This is a genomic window from Gemmiger formicilis (assembly GCF_016901605.1).
GTDB classification, from domain to species: domain Bacteria; phylum Bacillota; class Clostridia; order Oscillospirales; family Ruminococcaceae; genus Gemmiger; species Gemmiger formicilis_B.
The window spans coordinates 1-19,840 of record NZ_JACJKP010000033.1; the positions used below are offsets into that span (position 1 = coordinate 1).

Here is a 19,840-nt window from a genome sequence, read left to right on the forward strand (position 1 = left end):
GCGGCCCAGGGTTTCGGTGTGCAGTACCTCATATCCCGTACAGGCGGCATCCACCACATCTTCCCGTCCCGATACCGCACAGAACCGGGCCAGCAGTTCGTCGGCGTCGCAGTCCTCGATCAGGCGGCCTTCTTTCAGAATCAGCACCCGCTCAAACACTGTGGCGGCTTCTTCCAGAATGTGGGTGGAGATCACAAAGGTTCGTCCGGTGGCGGCGTAATCTTCCAGCAAAAGGCGGTAAAAATCTTCCCGCGCTACAATGTCCAGTCCGGCTACCGGTTCATCCATCATGGTGATGGGCGCCCGGCTGGCCAGGGCCAGCACGATGGTCAGGGCGCTCATCATGCCTTTGGAAAGGGCGTTGATCCGTTTCTTTTCGTTGAGGCCAAACTGTTTCGTCAGACGGTGTGCGTATTCCTCGTCCCAGTGGGGGTAAAACATCCGTCCGGCTTTCAGATATTCCTTTACCCGCAGGCTGTTCACACTGGCGCCCAGCTTGCCGGAAAGTTCCCGGCTGAAACACAGGTCCGCCAGTGCCTTCTCGTTCTCCCATACCAGCTCCCCGCCGTAGGTCACGCGGCCTTCCTCCACAGGCAGCTGGGCGGTCAGGGCAGCCAGCAGGGTGGTTTTGCCTGCGCCGTTGCGGCCAATCAGTCCGTAGATATGCCCGGGTTCCAGCGTCAGATTCACGTGGTCCAGCGCTGTTACCTTGCCGTAGGTTTTGCACAACCCTTCGGCCTGTAAAAATTTCCCATCCATTGTTCATTCCTCCTGTTGGCAGGCAGCTGCCAGCATTGCCTGCAATTCTTCGGTTTGAATACCCAGCTTGCGGGCTTCGGCCGCCAGCGGTTTGACGTATTGTTCCAAAAATTCTTCCCGCCGCTTGGCACGGATTTTGGCCGCGGCGCCTTCTGCAACAAACATGCCCAATCCGCGCCGTTTGTACAGGATGCCTTCTTCCACCAGCAGGTTCAGTCCTTTGGCACCGGTGGCCGGGTTGATGCGCAGCGTGCGCGCCAGCTCGTTGGTGCTGGGAGCCTGGGTCTCTTCCGGGTAGATGCCGCGCAGAATCCCGTCTTCCAGCATTTTGGCAATTTGCAGATAAATGGAGGTGTGGTCGTTCAATACAGGGGGCAAGTGCTCACCGCCTTTCTCTGGTTATATGGTTCATTACTTGTGTAACTAACTATAGCACATGAAAGCATCCCTGTCAATACTTTTGGTCAAAAAGCTGTCTTTGCCTGTGCCACTTGCAAACTTTTTGTGGGACTGCTACAATAAAACCATGCTTTTTCTTATTCCAGAAGGGGAGATCTACCATGAATTGGCAGCAAGCCTGCGAACTGCCGTATTATGGCGGTGCGGATCTGGGCGCAACCTGGAGCCCCGCACAAACGGTTTTTAAACTGTGGGCGCCTACTGCGTCCGCAGTGGAACTGCAACTTTTTGCTACCGGTACCGATCAGGAACCCGGTGCCGCCGGGCTGGCGGAACATACCATGCAGCCGGCGGGGGACGGCGTTTGGTCCGTCACCGTACCGGGAAATCTGAACGGCGTATATTATCTGTATCAACTGCATTTTCCCGACGGCCATACCGCTGCGGTGGTGGACCCCTATGCCCGGGCGGCGGGGGCCAACGGTCAGCGGGGCATGGTCATCGATCTGGATGCTGCACAGCCCGACGACTGGGCAGAGGACCGGCGTCCGTCCATTCCCGCCCATGCCCGTGCAGTGTGGGAAGTACACGTGGCGGATTTTTCCGCTGACGAGCACAGTGGTGTGCCCGAAGCCTGGCGCGGCAAATATATGGGGTTTGTGCCGGAGGATACCACCCTGGATGGCGATGGGGAACACCCCACCTGCCTGAATTATCTCAAGCGGCTTGGGGTGACCCATGTACAGCTGCAGCCTATTTTTGATTTTGCCACCGTGGACGAAACCAGGCCCGGCGGATACAACTGGGGCTATGACCCCCTGAATTACAACGTGCCGGAAGGTTCCTTTTCTACCGATGCCTTCCATGGCGAGGTCCGTGTGCGGGAATGCCGGGCGATGATCCAGGCTTTGCACCGTGCGGGGCTGGGTGTGATCATGGATGTGGTCTACAACCACACTTACCACACGGACAGCTGGCTGGAACGCACCGTGCCCGGTTACTGGAACCGCCGCTGGGCCAACGGAAACATGACCAACGGGTCGGGGTGCGGCGACGATCTTGCCAGTGAGCGCCCCATGGTGCGCAAGTATCTGGTGGATTCGGTTCTGTATTGGGCCAGGGAGTACCATATTGACGGCTTCCGCTTTGACCTGATGGCGCTGGAAGATGTGGACACCATGAACGCCATCCGTGCGGCACTGGATGCGCTGCCCGGCGGGCAGGAAATTCTGATGTATGGCGAACCCTGGACGGGCGGCGGCACCAATCTGGAAGGCGGTGCCCGTCCCAGCGATAAACGGGCGCTGGATGCATTGAGTGACCGCATCGGGTTCTTCTGTGACGATACGCGGGATGCCGTCAAAGGCAACGTGTTCGATGCAGCCAATGCGGGTTATGTAAACGGGGCGCCCCAGTGCGGCTATGATGTGCTGCACGCGGTGGCGGCCTGGCGCAGCGGTGCCCGGGGATTCCGCCCCCGGCAGGCCATGCAGGTGGTGCAGTATGTTTCCGCTCACGATAATTTTACCCTGTGGGATAAGCTGGCAGCGGTGGCTCGCAGAGGCGACTATGACGCGGCCGACAGCGACCTGCTGGGTCAAAACCGGATGGCGGTGGGAATCTGCCTGACCTGCCAGGGCATGCCCTTCTTCCAGGCAGGGGAGGAGTTTGGCCGTACAAAATATGGGGACCACAACAGTTACCAGGGGCCGCTGTCCACCAATCGGTTGGATTGGCGGCGGGCTTGCCGGCCGGAATTTGCGGCGTTGACCTCGTTTTACCGGGGTATGCTGGCCATCCGGCGGGCTTATCCGCGGCTGGCCGGGGCCTACGGGGAACAGGAACCGTTCATTCTGGCCCTGCCCGGATGGCTGATCGGGTTTGTACCGGAAACGGAAGGCAACGACCCGGTGGGCCAGCTGGTGGTCTATTACAATCCGGAACGTACCCGGCAATGGGTCAGCCTGCCTTCCGGCACATGGCGCCGTCTGTGTGATGGCACCCACGCGGGCACAACGCCTTTTGGCCCGCTGTGCCGGGATGCGCTGGAACTGGAACCGCGCAGCGTCACTATTCTGGTGGCGGAATAATACCCCAAAGCCGCGTGTACCCGCAAAAGGGCACGCGGTTTTGGCTTTTCTCAGGCAAAGGAGTTTGATTTGTATGGCTGCGGCAGTACAGGTAACGGCGGAACAGGTCAGGCGGTATCGTTTGGCCGTCCATCATCTGGATCACCCCTGCCCGCCGGAACAGCTGCTTTCGGCGGCGGGGGTGTGCGGGTTTCAAAATTCTCCGCCCGGTGCGTGGGAAACCGCAGCGTTTGTGCGGATGCCCCAATGCACCCGGTCCGGCCTGCAGGCTGCCCTGGAACAGGAAAAAACACTGCTGCAGGCATGGAGCTGCCGGGGGGCACCGGTAATCTTTCCCACGGAAGAAAGCACGGTGTTTTTGTCAGCCCTGGCGGCACAACCGGGGGAGGAACCGTGGATTTATACCCGTGGTATTACACTGGCGCTGGATTTTCTCGGCATGAAGTGGGAGGATGCACTGGCACTGGTGGAACAGGCTGTGCGCCTGCTGGACGGATGCGCGGTGCAAAGCAAGGAAGAACTGGACCGGGTGCTGGCGGCGGAGGCTGTCGCCCTGCTGCCTGCGGAACAGCGGCAGCGCTGGAATGCCCCTTCTATGTACGGTCGACCGGACCGGCAGACCGTAGGGGGCGCGGTGGTTTCCTTTGCACTGCGTCCCTGCGCCTTCCTGGGGCAGGTGATTTTTGGCGCGCGGCGGGGAACTCATCCTACCTTTACTTCCTATCGGCGGTGGACGGGCCATACCATCCCTGCTGATCCCCAGGCAGAGCAAAAACTGGTGCGCAAATTTCTGCACGGGTACGGCCCGGCTGCACAGGTGGATCTGGCGGCCTGGCTGGGGTGTACTCCCCGGCAGGCAAAGCGTCTGTGGCAGGCGGTAAAGGAAGAACTGGTTCCGGTACAAAAAGAAGGAAAAACCGCCTACCTGTTGGAAAACGATCTTCCGGCGCTGACCGGGGCCCGCCCTGCCGAAGAGCCGTTGGTTCTGCTGGGGGCACATGACCCCTATCTGGATGCCCGGGACCGTACATTTTTGCTGGAAGATACCACATTGCAGCGCCAGGTGTGGCGCACGGTGGCGAATCCAAATGTGATTCTGTTCCAGGGGCAGATTGTGGGCATATGGAAAACCAAAGCCGTCCGTAATCGGATGGACGTTACCGGGAAGCTTTTTGAACCACTCCCTTCCGGATGGGAAAAACAACTGCTGCGGAAGGTGGAAGCCTATGCGGCTTTCCGGGGGATGGAACCTGGCATCTGCAGGCAAGAACAGGCATAAAAAAGCCCCGCGAATCGGTCCAAAGATTCGCGGGGCTTTTATGTTCAAGAGAAGGCACGCTTGATCAGGTGGCTGAAGGGGGCGGCCATAGCGGTCAGCAGGGCGGCCAAGGCAAAACTTACCACCAAAAATACCGGGAACCATACCGCCAGCGGCAGGCTCAGGCGCAGAGCGGCGGGCAGCAAAACCAGTGTAAGCAGCACATGGTGCACAAGATAAACACCGTAACTCCAGGCAGCCGGGCGGCGCAGCAAGTTCCAGAACCGGTCGGGAATCTGCTGGCCCAACCGGTAAACCGGCCAGAAAAGCGCCGCCGAAATCACCAGCAACACAGCCAGGTGCGGTACGGCAGATACCCACAGCAGCGGCAAGGCTGCCAGCCCCCAAAGGCAGTAGGGCATAGGAATCCGGTTTTCTGCCAGCAGGCAACCGAACCAGACCCCCAGGGCAAAGGCGGGCAGACGGCCCAGCACTGTATGGCCGGCTTCCAGCGGTGCAGGGCACAGAACGGGCCACACCAGCTGGCAGACAAGCAGAATCGCAAAAAGCACACGGCGGCGATTGCGGCTTTCCATGCACCACAAAAGCAGAGGAAATACGAGATAGAGCAGCAAAATCACGCCCAGAAACCATTCCCCGATTTTGTAAAAGGTCTGGGTCACAGGGGCCAGGTAGCCGTCCAATCCCAAAATCGAAAAGATCACGCGCCAACGGGGGATTTCTGCGTTGTTGCCGTGCAGTACCTCTCCGTACAGAAAAAGCACGGCAAACCCCAGCCAGAAAGCCGGGTACATGGCTGCGGCGCGGCCCACCAGATAGGGGCGCCAGCGGAACCGCCCGCGCCACTGGAGGCAGAGCGCCGCACCGGAAAGTAGGAAAAACCAGGCAAGACCAACCTCCACCCAATCGGCCATGCCGCGGCCTATGAGAAAGGCGGGCACGGCAAAACCCAACCGGGCGGCTTCGATGCAGAAATGATAACACAGCACCGGCAACAAAGCCAAAAGGCGGATCACGTCCAGGCCGGGGCGATAGTGCGCCGGGATAGAAAGGGAGGATTTCATGCGTTGCTCCAAAAAATCAGTAGTTCTTTCGCTGTAAGGCCGCGTTTAAAGCGGCGCCCAGGAACAGCAGATTGACAATAATATCCAGCCACAGGATCATCAGGATGATGGCGGTCAGGGAACCGTAAATATAAGAAAGCTTCCAGAAATGCATGATATAGAAAGAAAAAATCCGGGAGAAAAGTACCCACCCGGCGGAAGCAAACACGGTGCCCGGAATCTGGAGGCGGGGGGAACGTTTGCCGCCTGGTACATAGGTGTACATCAGCAGAATGGCAAAGAACAGAACGGGAATGGCAAGAATGTCACTGAAACTGATCCAGTGGCTGAACCATTCAATGATATCGCTCCAGTAAGGGTTGCGGGCCAGCAGCAGGCTCAACGGCCGGAAGATGGAACGCAGCCCCTGCAACAGCAGCACCGCCAGCAGCAGCCCTTCAAAAATCACCGTATACAAAATCGCCAGCAGCCGGTCATACAGCTTGTACCGGGCACCGGGGGTCAGCCGCTGCAGTCCTTTCTGGATCGCATACATACCGCTGGAGGCAGAGTACAGCATCGTCACGGCTGCAAAGGACGCCACAAAGGTGGTGGATTGGGTATTCAGCCCGTAGAGTACTTCCAGGATCACGTCCTGGATCTCGGGGACCTGCGGCAGGAACTGGTACAGCAGATCGGCTACATCGGTGATGGAGTAGCCCGGTAAATGGTTGACGATTACCAGAACCCAGATCAGCAGGGGGAAGGAAGCCATCAACAAAAATAACGTTGCGCACCCGGCAAAAATCGGCATGTTCTGGCCCAGGAACGGACCCAGCACGGAAAAAACAAAGTCTTTGGAGCGCTGTACCCGGGAATTCATGAATGGATTCCTCCCTTTCGGCGGACGGTTTATGTACGTTCATTATAATATGCGCCGGCCGCGAAATCAACGCCGGGAATAAAGGCGGGCCGGCACGGGAAGATTTTGTACTTGCGAAAATCCCGGAAACAGAATATAGTTACAAAAGACAATGTAACATTTCAGTAAGGGAGTTTTTTCTATGCAGGCACAACAAACCACAGCCCGCCGTATAACGCTGCGCGGGGAACTGGCCCTGGCGGTGGCGGTGATCATCAACAGTTTTGCTGTCTCCCTCACGGTCTATGCCGGGCTGGGCATTTCGCCGGTATCCAGCTTTCCCTATGCGGTGTCCCTGGTGTTCCCGTCCCTGACCCTGGGAACCTGGACCTATCTGTTCCAGGGGGGACTGGTGGTTACCCTTATGATTCTGCGGCGCAAATTTGTCCCGTCCTATCTGTTCAGTTTTGTGGTGGGCTTTGTGTTCGGCAATCTGCTGGATATCTTTGGCGCATGGCTGCCCCATCTGCCTTATACCATGCCGTGGCGGGTGTTCTATTTTGTGGTCAGCTGCCCCATTGTGGGGGTGGGCATTGCTCTGTCCAACCGGTGCAAACTGCCCATCATTCCCACCGATCTGTTTGCACGGGACCTGTCCCAGATCATCCGGAAACCGTACGCCAATGTAAAAACCACCTTTGATCTGAGCTGTGTGGCTGTTTCGGTGCTGCTTACGGCGGGGGTGCTCCATGACTTGCAGGGTATCGGCGTCGGTACCGTGGTGGGGGCGCTGACTTACGGGCGTCTGGCGGGGCTGTTCGGCCGCTTGATCGATCAAAAATTCGACTTTGTTTCGGTCCTTTCGCACGAAAAATAAGGGGGCACGATCGCTTTTTTTGGAAGCTGGCAGTTAAAAAAATGTCAAAAACATCTTGCGCAAAAGAAGGTTTGTGCGTATAATAGAGTCAGGCCATTGGGGCATCGTGCCCTGACAAAAACAATTGTAAAACATACCGAGAGGAGCTTTTACTATGGGTTTGGGTAAAAAGACCATTGATGATGAAAACTACGCCGGCAAACGCGTTCTTGTCCGCTGCGATTTCAACGTTCCGATGAAGGACGGCGTCATCACCAACGACAACCGCATCAACGCGGCGCTGCCGACCATCAAGAAACTGATCAACGATGGCGCAAAGGTCATCCTGTGCAGCCACCTGGGCAAGCCGAAGAACGGCCCCGAGGCCAAGTTCAGTCTGGCTCCCGTTGCTGTGCGCCTGAGCGAGAAGCTCGGCCAGCCCGTCCAGTTCGCCGATGATGACGAAGTCGTCGGTGCACAGGCCAAGGCTGCCGTCGCCACCATGAACAATGGCGACGTGGTGCTGCTGCAGAACACCCGTTTCCGCAAGGAAGAAACCAAGAACATGCCCGAGTTCAGCAAGGATCTGGCCAGCCTGGCCGATGCTTACGTGGATGATGCGTTCGGCTCCTGCCACCGCGCCCACTGCTCCACTGCCGGTGTGACTGAGTTCGTTCAGGATACCGCTGTCGGCTACCTGATGGAAAAGGAAATCAAGTACCTGGGCAACGCTGTCAACGATCCCGTTCGTCCCTTCACCGCTATTCTGGGCGGCGCCAAGGTTGCGGACAAGCTGAACGTTATCTCCAACCTGCTGGAAAAGGTCGATACCCTGATCATCGGCGGCGGCATGGCTTACACCTTCCTCAAGGCCCAGGGCTACGAGATCGGCAAGAGCCTGTGCGACGATACCAAGATCGACTACTGTAAGGAAATGATGGCCAAGGCGCAGGAGAAGGGCGTTAAGCTGCTGCTGCCCGTCGATACCGCCTGCATCAAGGACTTCCCCGATCCCATCGATGCCCCTGTCGAGACCATTGTGGTTCCCGTTACCGCTATTCCGGCCGACATGGAAGGCTGCGACATCGGCCCCGAAACCATGAAGCTGTTTGCTGACGCCGTCAAGGCCAGCAAGACCGTTGTGTGGAACGGCCCCATGGGCGTGTTCGAGAACCCCACTCTGGCACAGGGCACCCTGGCCGTTGCCAAGGCTATGGCCGAGAGCGACGCTACCACCGTTATCGGCGGCGGCGACAGCGCTGCTGCTGTTCAGCAGATGGGCCTGGGCGACAAGATGACCCACATCTCCACTGGCGGCGGTGCTTCTCTTGAGTACCTCGAGGGTAAGGAACTGCCCGGTATTGCCGTTATCCAGAAAGCGTAACAACCGCAGGGCGCGGCGGCAGGGCCGCCGCGCCCTTTTTGGGGTATCCCCCTGAGAGGAAACATCGGAAGGAGTTTTAAATCATGGATAAGCAGAATCGTAAAGCTATTATTGCCGGCAACTGGAAAATGAACATGACCCCCACCGAGGCAGGCCATCTGATCGATGCCCTGGTCCCCGCTGTGCAGGGCGCTGACTGTGAAGTGGTCATCTGCGTTCCCTTCACCGACCTGTGCGTGGCTGTGGCCAAGTGCAGCGGCACCAACATCCATGTGGGCGCCGAGAACGTTCACTTTGAGAAGTCCGGCGCTTTCACCGGCGAAATTTCTGCCGATATGCTGACCGATCTGGGCGTTGAGTACGTCGTTATCGGCCACAGCGAGCGCCGTCAGTACTTTGCCGAGACCGACGAGACCGTCAACAAGCGTGCCCGTGCGGCTCTGGCCGGCGGTCTGAAGCCCATCATCTGCGTTGGCGAGAGCCTGGCCCAGCGTGAGCAGGGTGTTACCGAGGAACTGGTCCGTATGCAGGTCAAGATCGCTCTGAACGGTGTCACCGCTGAGGAACTGAAGAACGTGGTCATCGCCTACGAGCCCATCTGGGCCATCGGCACCGGCAAGACCGCTACCGCTGACCAGGCTCAGGAAGTCTGCGCTGCCATCCGCAAGGTGGTCGGCGAGCTGTACGGCGAGGATGCCGCCAAGGCCCTGACCGTTCAGTACGGCGGCAGCATGAACGCCAAGAACGCTGAGGAACTGCTCAGCAAGCCCGACGTGGACGGCGGCCTGATCGGCGGCGCTTCCCTGAAGGCTGACCAGTTTGCCATCATCGTGGACGCAGCCAGCAAGGGCTGATCCAATCCCCAAACGTAAGGAGAGTTCCGGCGGTCCCTCGGGGCTGCCGGGCCCTCTTTTCTCATTTTCAGATTTTAAGGAGATCGCACTCTTATGAGCAAAAAGCCTGTACTTTTGTGCATTATGGACGGTTTCGGCTGGACCCCCGACCAGACCTTCGGCAATGCCGTGACCGCCGCCAAGAAACCCAATCTGGACAAGATCTTTTCCACCTGCCCCATGACCACCATTGATGCTTCCGGCATGGCGGTTGGTCTGCCCGACGGCCAGATGGGCAACTCCGAAGTCGGTCACACCAACATGGGCGCCGGCCGCATCGTGTACCAGCAGCTGACCCTCATCACCAAGTCCATCCAGGACGGCGAGATGGTCAAGAATCCCGTGCTGTACAACAACATGAAGAAGGCTATCGATGCCGGCAAGGCCATTCATCTGATGGGCCTGGTGGGCACCGGCGGTGTGCACAGCCATGCGGACCACTGGTTTGGTGTGCTGGACATGGCCAAGCAGCTGGGCGCCACCAAGGTGTTCCTGCACTGCATCATGGACGGCCGTGATACCGACCCCCACAGCGGCAAGGGCTTCCTGGCAGATCTGCAGGCCAAGCTGGATGAGCTGGGCATCGGCCAGATCGCCACGGTTACCGGCCGTTACTACGCCATGGACCGTGACAACAACTGGGATCGTGAAGAGAAGGCCTATGCTGCCTTTGTCTACGGCGAGGGCAACCACGCCGCCAACGCCCAGGAAGCCATCGACGCCAGCTACGCTGCCGATGTGACCGACGAGTTCGTAGTTCCCGTGGTTACCTGCGAGGGTGGCCGTGTGGAGAACGGCGATACCGTTATCTTCATGAACTTCCGCCCCGACCGTGCCCGTCAGATGACCCGCGTCTTCTGCGATGATGACTTCCAGGGCTTTGAGCGCCGCGGCGGCCGCCTGCAGGTGAACTATGTCTGCATGGCAGAGTATGATGCCACCATGCCCAACTGCGAAGTGGCCTACCCGCCGGTAGAACTGAAGAACGTTCTGGGCGAGTACCTGTCCAAGAACGGCAAGACCCAGCTGCGCATTGCCGAGACCGAGAAGTATGCACATGTTACCTTCTTCTTCAACGGCGGCGTGGAAGCTCCCTACGAGGGCGAGGATCGCAAGGTGATCCCCAGCCCGAAGGTTGCCACCTACGACCTGAAGCCCGAGATGAGCGCCTATGAGGTTGCCGACGAGTGCAAAGCCCGCATCGAAAGCGGCAAGTACGACGTGATCATCCTCAACTTTGCCAACTGCGACATGGTCGGCCACACCGGCGTCTTTGAGGCTGCCGTCAAGGCTGTTGAGGCTGTGGACAAGGCCGTGGGCGAAGTGGTGGATGCTGTGCTGGCCCAGGGCGGTGTCGTATTCCTGACCGCTGACCATGGCAACGCCGAGAAGATGGAAAACCCTGATGGCAGTGCTTTCACCGCCCACACCACCAACGTGGTGCCCTTCGCGGTGATCGGTGCCGGCGATGTGAAGCTGCGTGAAGGCGGCTGCCTGGCCGACATCGCTCCCACCATGCTGCCCTACATCGGTCTGCCCGTACCGGAAGAAATGACCGGCAAGAGCATCATTGTAGAGTAATCCCATTGTTATTCAAAAGCCGCTGCGCTGAAAAGCGCGGCGGCTTTTGTCTGGTTTGGTCGTATGAAGGGGGATGCTCTTGCCCTTGGGGCTGGAATGCGGTATAGTATTACATTATGAACTTTTTTGTGTAGAAAAACAGGAGAAACATCTGCATGCGTCAATCTATCCGATCCCTTTGCCGCCGTCCGGCGGTTTTGGTTCTGCTTCTTTTTGAACTTCTGGTGGTGCTGGGGGCCCTTTGGGCGGCGGCAAAACCGGCGGTAACGTATACCTTCACACCCGATCAGTGGGAAGTGATTGCCCAGGCATCCAGCATTGAATATGATGCCGACGGGCGGCGCGGCGTTACCGAAATGACCGACGGTGAGCCGATTCTGCAAACGCCGGCTATGTCGCTGCCGGCCGGGCACTACCGCGTTACACTGGATTACCGGTATGAGCCGGGCCGCACCGAAGAAGAAATCGAACGGCGCTCCAGTGTATATTTTACGGCCGAGGAAGAAATGTCGGTCAGCGGCGAACGGGCTTGGGTCAATGTACAGGCTCAACAGGATACGGTGGTACTCAATGTAGACTATGCCAGCGATACCATCCGTCTGGTGGCGGATAACGATGGCGGCATTTTTACCATCGGCAACGTGGAAATCCGCCAGGATATGGCCTATGCATGGGCCTGTGTACTGGGGTGGTTTGTGGTATTTGCGCTGGTGGACCTGGCACTGGTCCTTTTGGTGCCAGGCAGCCCCAGAGCGTTGCGGGACGCGGACCTTCGCGGCTGTTTGTGGTTGCTGGGAGCCGTTACGGTGCTGACCTGTGTGCCGCTGCTCATGAATAGCGGTGGTGCTCAGGGTGCCGACTGGCGGTTCCATCTTTCCCGCATTGAAGGAATCGCCCAGGCCCTGCGGGAAGGGCAGTTCCCGGTGCGTGTCTATTCCCAGGCCAAGGACGGCTACGGGTATGCGCCTTCGCTGTTTTACGGCGAATTGTTTTTGTATTTCCCGGCAGTGCTGCGCCTGCTGGGAATGAGCGTACAGGGGGCATACCGTACCTATGCCATTGCGGTGCAGGCTCTTACGGCGGGAATCTCCTTTTTCAGTTTCCGCCAGATGTTCCGGCATAACAAAACCGCGCTGGTAGGCAGTATTTTGTACATGCTGGCACCCTACCACATTTATAATATTTACTGGCGTACGGCGGTGGGGGAATATACGGCCCTGGCGTTTCTGCCTTTGATCCCGGCGGCACTGAGCCTGCTGTATGCACAGCAAAAACCGGACCGGCATACGGCCCGGGTGGCTTGCGCCGAACTGGTGGTATCCTTTGGTGCTCTGGTGCAAACTCACATTATTTCGCTGGAACTGGCAACATTGTCCACTGCGGTTTTCTGCCTGTATCATTTCCGGCGGACGTTTACCAAAAGAATTTTGGGGGTATGGGTAACGGCTGCCGGTCTGGTGGTTCTGCTCAACCTGTGGTTCCTGGTGCCGTTCCTCACTCTGATGCTGGGCGGCGGTTACAACAATATGTACGGCGGCGAAAGTTTTGCCGGCGGTCTTTCTGTACAGAAGAACGGGCTGTGGCTTTCGGAACTGCTCAGCTGGCGCGCCGACCACAACAGCATCGGTGTTGTGCTGGTGGCAGGGCTGGTGGCCTTTGTCTGGTGCTGGCTCACCCAGGGGCCGGCCATGCCTCGCCGCGAACGCAAAATCGGAGCCTGGGTGGCTGTGCTGGGAACATTGGCCTGCTGGATGTGTACCAACACATTCCCCTGGGGGATTCTTGGTTCTCTGCCGGTGGTAGGCCGGTTGCTGTTGGCCATTCAGTTCCCTTGGCGGTATTTTTCGCTGGCAACCCTGCTGCTGGTGCTGGTCAGCGTTTGTGCGGTATCGGCTTTGCGGCGCGGGCGGTATGCCCAGCCGGTGGCGGCACTGCTGCTGTCGGCTTCGCTGTTGGGCGTGGCTATTTTCTATCACAGCTATCTGCCCACAGTAGATACCTCCTATCTGGGGGACCGCGCCCAGATGATCTATACAGACTACAAAATCAGCAATATGGCCTGGTATTATGACAGCCTGTATCTGCCGGATGGCGCCGTGGAAACCCGGGACGGGTTTACCTGCGATACAGCCGTGACAACGGTGGAGATTGCCTCGGTAGAGTGCCGTGGAAATACAACGGTGCTCAGCTGCAGTGAGGTCAACGGTGAACTGGGATATGCGGAACTGCCGCTGCTCTACTATCCGGGTTACACCATTGTGGACGGGGAAGGAGAAGTGTTCCGCACCGCCAATGGTATGGTGGGGGTAACGGTGCCCGCGGGGTTCTCTGGGGAGATTTCGGTGGCCTTCCGTGAACCCAAACGGTGGCTGGCAGCTGATCTTGTGAGCCTGGTCACGCTGCTGGGATTGCTGGGATATGGCGTCCGAAGCATCCGCCGCAAAAAATCAGTATAAACACAGCAAAACGGGCTGCGCTGGAAGCGCAGCCCGTTTGATTGTTGGGGAAAAGATAAGGTGCCGTTATGCACCGGACAGGGGGGCTAACAGCGCCGCAGCCACATAGAGCAGATACAGCGCAAGACATACAGCGCCCTGCCAGCGGTATAACCGTTTTCGCAGCAGGGGCGGCAGAAGCAGTGTGATGCCCATGGCAATGCAGATGGGCAGATCATAATGCCGGAACTGTGAACCAAAGGGAAGCCGTTGCCGGTACATCAGGCTGGAAATAGGCAGTGCCAGCGTCAGGTTCAGGATGGCACTGTTCAGCAGCTGGATGGGCAGCGTGCTGGGCGGATAATACCGGCAGCGCATGGAAAAACGCTTCCAGACCGAACCGATGGGATGGTCCAGCGCATCTGCCAGCAGCGGAAGACAAAAGCCGAAGCTGATCAGGGTGGCGGCCCACAGGGCCTGAATGGTCCCGGTCAGATTGGCCAGGCTGGCAGCGCTGTATACCAGCGCCTGGGCGCCACCGGCCAGCAGGACCAGACCCACGGTCACACCAAGCAGATTTTTCAGCGCGTTGAAAACGCTCATGACCGGGAAAGCCATGGTGTGGGCCGTATAACCGTAAGAGGCAGCACCCGCGCCAGCCAGGGTCTCGCGGGAAGGTTCTTCCGCGGTAGTGATCAGGTCACAGCCCTCGCCGTAGATGAAATGGTGCTGGTAAACGATGCTGATGAGCACAAAGACCACAAACAAAAACATCAGCAGACCGGTACCGGTATAACTCAAAGAGCCGTCCCGCACAAATACGATCAGCACCACACAGGCGGCCAGCAGCAACAGGCACTTGCGGCAGAATTCGTTGCGGTCCACCGAAACTTCGTGGCGGGGATTCAGCAGGCAGATGGCCAGGGCCAGCCCCAGGTTGGCAACGGCACCGGCCAGCGCAGTGCCCACAGCCAGAGAGGTAATGGACAACCCGGCCGCCAGAAAAGCCAGCATCAGCTGGGGCAGCGCCAGACAAAACGGCGCAACCGTACCGCCGACTACCCACATGGGCAACCCGCACAGGGCGCAGCACCAGGTGGTGCAGCGCCCGGCCAGGCGGCTGCCCACGGCAGTCAGCACCAGACCAACGCCATAAATCAGTAATGTCAGAAGCAAAACCGACATTGTATCACCTAATAAAGGGCAGCGCACCGCGCTGCCCTTTCTGTTTTTCTATTAGTATGCAATACCCCAGACAACCATCTTGGTGGCGGGCTTGCCGCAAACCGGGCATACATCGCTCAGGGATTCCTGGGTGAACGGCATGCAGCGGCTGGACAAACCGGCCTGTTCCTTCATGGCTTCTTCGCAGGCAAGATCGCCGCACCACATGGTCTTGATGAAACCGGTGGAGGCAGCAGACTTTTCCTTGATCTCGTCCATGGTGGTGGCGCTGGTGGTGCGGGCTTCGCGGTTCTTCAGTGCGCGGTCGTAGAGGTCTTTTGCCAGCGCATCCAGTGCAGCGGGAATGGCGGTGGCCAGATCCTCAAACTTGACGAACTGCTTTTCGCGGGTATCGCGGCGAACCAGCACGCACTGGCCCTGCTCAATATCACGGGGGCCAACTTCCAGACGGATGGGCACACCCTTCATTTCCCACTGGGCAAACTTCCAGCCGGGCTGTTTGTCGGTGTCATCCAGCTTCACGCGGGCATATTTGCCAATCTCGGCAGCCAGTTCGCGGGTCTTTTCCAGTACGCCGGGCTTGTGGGCGGCAACGGGAACGATGACCACCTGGATGGGAGCGATGGCCGGGGGCAGAATCAGACCGTCATCGTCGCCGTGGGTCATGATGATGGCGCCGATCAAACGGCTGGAAGCACCCCAGCTGGTCTGGAAGGGATACTGCAGCGTATTGTCGCGGCCGGTGAAGGTCACGTCATAAGCGCGGCTGAACTTGTCGCCAAAGTAGTGGCTGGTGCCGCTCTGCAGGGCTTTGCCGTCCTTCATCATGGCTTCGATGGTGTAGGTGGCTTCGGCGCCGGCAAACTTCTCCTTGTCGGTCTTGCGGCCCTTGATGACGGGGATGCACAGATCGTTCTCGCAGAAGTCGGCGTAGCAGTTCAGCTGCTGCTCGGTCTCGGCCTGGGCTTCCTCAGCAGTCTCGTGGATGGTATGGCCTTCCTGCCACCAGAACTCACGGGTGCGCAGGAAGGGGCGGGTGGATTTTTCCCACCGCACCACGCTGCACCACTGGTTGTACAGCATCGGCAGGTCACGGTAGCTGTGCAGCACATGGCTGAAGTGGTCACAGAACAGCGTTTCACTGGTGGGGCGCACCGCAAGGCGCTCTTCCAGGGGTTCGCTGCCGCCCATGGTGACCCAGGCAACTTCGGGAGCAAAGCCGTTGACCAGTTCGCCTTCTTTCTTCAGCAGGCTTTCAGGCATCAGCATCGGCATTGCCACGTTTTCATGGCCGGTGGCCTTGAAACGGGTGTCCAGGTTTTTCTGGATGTTTTCCCAGATTGCATAGCCGTAGGGGCGCAGCACCACAAAGCCCTTCACGCTGGAATATTCCACCAGTTCGGCCTTGGTGCAGATATCGGTGTACCACTGGGCAAAGTCGACCTCCTGTGCGGTGATCGCTTCGACCATTTTTTTCTTATCGCTTGCCATGTCTACTCCTTCACATCATACGGCTGAATCTTACAGCCGCTCCTCCAGATAATTGACCACATCGCCCACGGTGTGGAAGGTCTCGATATCCTCATCGGGGATCTCCACGCCGAACTCGTCGGACAGGGTAGTGATCATGTCGATGACGTCGAGGCTGTCGGCACCAAAATCGTTGACGATGTCGCTGTCAGGGGTGATTTTTTCGGGGTCGACTTCAAGCTGGTCAGCCAGATAATCGCGGATACGCGCAAAAACTTCGGAATCCATAAAGTTTAACTCCTTCTGCAAACAAATATTCATTAAATATATAGCGTATCTGCCAGAGGATGTCAAGAGGAAACCAACAAAAACCCGGTACTGAAAAGCCCGCCCGCCGCATACATTGTGCGGGGGTGTGATGGATGAAATTACAGTTTACCAAAATGCAGGGTGCCGGCAATGATTATATCTATCTGGATTGCCGCCAGAGCGGGGTCCCGGCGCAGGCTCCGGTGCTGGCGGCAAGGCTGTCCCGGCGGCATTTTTCGGTAGGAGCGGACGGCCTGATCTGTATTGCGCCGCCGATGCTGGCAGATGCGGACGCCACCATGGTGATGTACAATGCGGATGGCAGCGAAGGGGTGATGTGCGGCAATGGAGTACGCTGTGTGGCGGAATACCTGTATACCCACGGCGTGGTGAAGGATCGCATCGAACTGGATACTCCGCGGGCGGGCCGCAAAACGTTATACCGTACGGCTCCCCACAGCTGGTGCGCCGGGATGGGGCGTTTCTCGGTGCGTGCGGAAGATATCCCGGCGGTAGGGCTGGGGGCAGGGCCCTTGCTGGATGTACCGCTGGTGGCAGCCGGCCGCAACTGGCAGGTGGGGTGCATCAGCATGGGCAACCCCCACTGTGTGGTGGCGGGGCAGGCCCGGCTGCCCGATGCCGCCCAGCTGGCGGTGTGGGGCGGTACCCTGGAACGGCACCCGGCTTTTCCCCAGGGAACCAATGTGGAATTTGTGCAAATTCATACACCGGAGCGCATTTCGGCGGCAGTGTGGGAGCGGGGCAGCGGCGCTACACTGGCCTGCGGAACGGGAGCCTGCGCCGCGGTGGCTTTGTTGGTGCTGCGGGGCAGCTGCCCGCGGGGAAAGGCCGTGGAGGTCACCATGCCGGGCGGGACATTGTCCGTATGCGTGCTGGAGGATGACACGGTGCTGCTTTCCGGCCCGGCCCGCACGGTATTTGAAGGCGTTGTGGAGGTGCCCGAAGGGTAAGAACAAAGGTGCGGTTGCATGGTGCAATCTTCTCTTGCACCTTCCCGGAAATTGTGGTAAATTAATCGTAAGTGGATAAGTATACACAAGAGGGGGATCATCATGCAACTCAACCCGCATTATGCAGAATTGAATGAGAGCTACCTGTTCAGCACCATCGCACGCAAGGTGGCCGAGTATCAGCAGGCCAATCCCGACGCGGACATCATCCGTCTGGGCATCGGCGATGTGACGCTGCCGCTGGCCAAACCGGTCATCGAGGCGTTGCACAAGGCCGTTGACGAGATGGGCTGCAAAGAAACGTTCCGCGGTTACGGCCCCGAGCAGGGCTATGATTTCCTGCGGGAAGCCATCCGCAACTACTATGCAGGCCGCGGCGTTCAGCTGGAACTGGGCGAAATCTTTGTTTCGGACGGTGCCAAGAGCGATCTGGGCAACCTGCTGGACCTGTTCGATGTGAACAATACGGTGCTGGTGCCCGACCCGGTTTATCCCGTGTATGTGGATGACAATATGATGGCAGGCCGCACCATCCGTTATATGGCTGCCAATGCCGAGAACAACTTCCTGCCCATGCCGGACGAAACCACCGAAGCTGACATTGTGTATCTGTGCAGCCCCAACAATCCTACCGGTGCTGCCTACACCACCGCCCAGCTGACCCAGTGGGTCCAGTGGGCCAAGGCACATAACGCGGTGATCCTGTATGACGCTGCGTATGAGTGCTTTGTCAGTGAGGAAGGCTGTGCCCGCAGCATTTACGAAGTAGAGGGCGCCAAGGACGTGGCGGTGGAAGTGTGCAGCTTCTCCAAGATTGCAGGCTTTACCGGTACCCGCTGCGGTTATACCGTTGTGCCTTTTGGTATCCAGTCGGAAGGGCAGAGCCTGAACAAGATGTGGCTGCGCCGCCAGACCACCAAGTTCAACGGTGTGCCTTACATTGTGCAGCGCGGTGCCGAGGCTGTCTTTACCGAGGAAGGCATGCGCGAGATCCAGCAGAATCTGGATTATTACCGCAAGAATGCGGCGGTCATTGCCGCTGCGCTGGATGAAGCCGGTGTGTGGTACTGCGGCGGCAAAAACAGCCCCTATGTCTGGCTGCGCTGCCCGGGCAACATGGGCAGCTGGGAATTCTTTGACTGGCTGCTGGACACCGCGCATATTGTTGGCACGCCCGGTGAAGGTTTTGGCCCCTGCGGCAAAGGCTATTTCCGCTTGACGGCTTTCGGTGATGCGGAGCGTACCCGCGAAGCTGCCGAGCGCCTGAAAGCTGCGCTTGCAAAACTGTAAACCCACGAGGAGGGATTGTCATGAAACCGAATGAAGAGATTATGAATTTCCTGAAGGAGAATCCCACGTTCTATCTGGCGACCGTAGACGGGTATCTGCCGCGCGTTCGCCCTCTGGGATTTGCCATGTGGTATAAAGATCATCTGTGCCTGGCCATCGGCAAGCACAAGGCAGCCTACAAGCAGTTGCTGGACAATACCAATCTGGAGATCTGTGCCGCCAATGACCGCGGCGAGTGGTTGCGTGTGCAGGGCACTGCCAATTTTGACAATACCCCCGAAGCGCAGCAAGCGGCATTCCAGGTGATGCCGCAGCTGCAGGACCTCTACAACGAGGAAACCGGCAATAAGCTGGGCATTGTGTACATGGACCACCTGTCCGCCAAGCTGTTCTCCATGTCGGGAACGGTCAAGGATATTATGAATTATTGATGCTTGTTTTTCCTCAAAAACCGGTATTCTGCTGACGGTACGGCTGTAGCAGCTGTACAAAGCCGGCGGGGATTGCAGGTGTTGCATCCGGCCTGTGGCTGAACAAAGCCGATTAAGAAAAGAAAAACCGCCTCGTGGTTTACACGGGGCGGGTTTTTATGTTCTGTTATACAATCAGTGCTGCGGGTTGAGGATGGTACGCCAGTCAAGGTCGCCATGCTCCAGGCCGTGGATCAGCACTTCGGCGGTGGCAATGTTGGTTGCTACCGGAATGTTATGTACATCGCAGATGCGCAGCAGGTTCATCTCATTGGGTTCGCTGGGCTTGGCACTGATGGGATCGCGGAAGAACAGCAACATATCCACTTCGTCACAGGCAATGCGGGCCATGATCTGCTGGTCACCGCCATGGCCGCCGGGCAAAAATTTCTGCACGGTCAGCCCAGTGTTTTCTTCCACAAGCCGGCCGGTGGTATCTGTGGCAATCAACTGGTGCTGCGCCAAAATATGCCGGTATGCGGTGCAAAATTGAATCATCAACTCCTTCTTGGAGTCGTGTGCCACCAGGGCAATTATCATAACGCTACACCATCCTTCAAAACA

18 protein-coding genes are annotated in these 19,840 nt (G+C 58.2%); 10 read left to right on the plus strand and 8 right to left on the minus strand.

Going from position 1 to position 19,840, the window contains the following annotated elements:
* The coding region (locus tag H6B10_RS04155) for an ABC transporter ATP-binding protein (RefSeq protein WP_204649985.1) at window positions 1-759 on the minus strand (759 nt) is incomplete at its 3' end.
* 3 nt (window positions 760-762) lie between these two features.
* On the minus strand, window positions 763-1,137 hold the full coding sequence (locus H6B10_RS04160) for a GntR family transcriptional regulator (protein WP_243427247.1): 375 nt from the start codon (window positions 1,135-1,137) through the stop codon (window positions 763-765).
* A 182-nt stretch (window positions 1,138-1,319) separates the two neighbouring features.
* Between H6B10_RS04160 and pulA the strand changes: the two genes are divergently transcribed.
* Both pulA and H6B10_RS04170 read left to right on the plus strand, forming a co-directional pair.
* Entirely contained in the window at window positions 1,320-3,248 is a 1,929-nt protein-coding gene (gene pulA, locus H6B10_RS04165; protein ID WP_204649987.1) for a type I pullulanase, read from the plus strand.
* Between the two features lie 73 nt (window positions 3,249-3,321).
* Complete coding sequence (locus tag H6B10_RS04170; protein ID WP_204649989.1) at window positions 3,322-4,527, plus strand: winged helix DNA-binding domain-containing protein; 1,206 nt, start codon at window positions 3,322-3,324, stop codon at window positions 4,525-4,527.
* A 44-nt stretch (window positions 4,528-4,571) separates the two neighbouring features.
* Here the strand turns inward: H6B10_RS04170 and H6B10_RS04175 are convergent, their stop codons facing one another.
* On the minus strand, window positions 4,572-5,591 hold the full coding sequence (locus H6B10_RS04175; protein ID WP_204649992.1) for an acyltransferase family protein: 1,020 nt from the start codon (window positions 5,589-5,591) through the stop codon (window positions 4,572-4,574).
* A 16-nt stretch (window positions 5,592-5,607) separates the two neighbouring features.
* Complete coding sequence (locus H6B10_RS04180) at window positions 5,608-6,453, minus strand: YihY/virulence factor BrkB family protein (protein ID WP_204649995.1); 846 nt, start codon at window positions 6,451-6,453, stop codon at window positions 5,608-5,610.
* A gap of 181 nt (window positions 6,454-6,634) precedes the next feature.
* Between H6B10_RS04180 and H6B10_RS04185 the strand changes: the two genes are divergently transcribed.
* From H6B10_RS04185 to H6B10_RS04205, 5 genes are all read left to right on the plus strand, one after another.
* On the plus strand, window positions 6,635-7,309 hold the full coding sequence (locus H6B10_RS04185) for a DUF6198 family protein (RefSeq protein WP_204649998.1): 675 nt from the start codon (window positions 6,635-6,637) through the stop codon (window positions 7,307-7,309).
* 154 nt (window positions 7,310-7,463) lie between these two features.
* Window positions 7,464-8,672 (plus strand): phosphoglycerate kinase, encoded by a 1,209-nt coding sequence (locus H6B10_RS04190; protein WP_204650001.1) that lies wholly within the window; start codon window positions 7,464-7,466, stop codon window positions 8,670-8,672.
* An 83-nt stretch (window positions 8,673-8,755) separates the two neighbouring features.
* Window positions 8,756-9,526 (plus strand): triose-phosphate isomerase, encoded by a 771-nt coding sequence (tpiA, locus tag H6B10_RS04195; protein WP_204650004.1) that lies wholly within the window; start codon window positions 8,756-8,758, stop codon window positions 9,524-9,526.
* A gap of 93 nt (window positions 9,527-9,619) precedes the next feature.
* On the plus strand, window positions 9,620-11,146 hold the full coding sequence (gpmI, locus tag H6B10_RS04200) for a 2,3-bisphosphoglycerate-independent phosphoglycerate mutase (protein WP_204650006.1): 1,527 nt from the start codon (window positions 9,620-9,622) through the stop codon (window positions 11,144-11,146).
* Between the two features lie 155 nt (window positions 11,147-11,301).
* Entirely contained in the window at window positions 11,302-13,602 is a 2,301-nt protein-coding gene (locus H6B10_RS04205) for a hypothetical protein (RefSeq protein WP_204650009.1), read from the plus strand.
* A gap of 66 nt (window positions 13,603-13,668) precedes the next feature.
* On the opposite strand, the gene H6B10_RS04210 is transcribed toward H6B10_RS04205, so the two are convergent.
* From H6B10_RS04210 to acpP, 3 genes are read right to left on the minus strand one after another with little or no spacing between them, the layout of a single operon-like run.
* Window positions 13,669-14,766 (minus strand): hypothetical protein, encoded by a 1,098-nt coding sequence (locus tag H6B10_RS04210; protein ID WP_204650011.1) that lies wholly within the window; start codon window positions 14,764-14,766, stop codon window positions 13,669-13,671.
* Window positions 14,767-14,817: 51 nt separating this feature from the next.
* A complete protein-coding gene (gene proS, locus H6B10_RS04215; protein WP_204650012.1) occupies window positions 14,818-16,257 on the minus strand; it encodes a proline--tRNA ligase in 1,440 nt (479 codons plus the stop codon).
* A 30-nt stretch (window positions 16,258-16,287) separates the two neighbouring features.
* Window positions 16,288-16,524, minus strand: a complete 237-nt coding sequence (acpP, locus tag H6B10_RS04220) for an acyl carrier protein (protein WP_204650015.1) — start codon at window positions 16,522-16,524, stop codon at window positions 16,288-16,290.
* A 134-nt stretch (window positions 16,525-16,658) separates the two neighbouring features.
* On the opposite strand from acpP, the gene dapF reads away from it, so the two are divergent.
* The 3 genes from dapF (at window position 16,659) to H6B10_RS04235 (ending at window position 19,237) form a co-directional block, all read left to right on the plus strand.
* On the plus strand, window positions 16,659-17,516 hold the full coding sequence (gene dapF, locus H6B10_RS04225; RefSeq protein WP_204650017.1) for a diaminopimelate epimerase: 858 nt from the start codon (window positions 16,659-16,661) through the stop codon (window positions 17,514-17,516).
* 102 nt (window positions 17,517-17,618) lie between these two features.
* Complete coding sequence (locus tag H6B10_RS04230) at window positions 17,619-18,806, plus strand: LL-diaminopimelate aminotransferase (protein WP_204650019.1); 1,188 nt, start codon at window positions 17,619-17,621, stop codon at window positions 18,804-18,806.
* Between the two features lie 20 nt (window positions 18,807-18,826).
* Entirely contained in the window at window positions 18,827-19,237 is a 411-nt protein-coding gene (locus tag H6B10_RS04235; RefSeq protein WP_204650021.1) for a pyridoxamine 5'-phosphate oxidase family protein, read from the plus strand.
* A gap of 174 nt (window positions 19,238-19,411) precedes the next feature.
* Here H6B10_RS04235 and mgsA read toward each other — a convergent pair whose 3' ends face one another.
* On the minus strand, window positions 19,412-19,816 hold the full coding sequence (gene mgsA / locus H6B10_RS04240; protein WP_204650027.1) for a methylglyoxal synthase: 405 nt from the start codon (window positions 19,814-19,816) through the stop codon (window positions 19,412-19,414).
* Window positions 19,817-19,840: the final 24 nt, after the last annotated feature.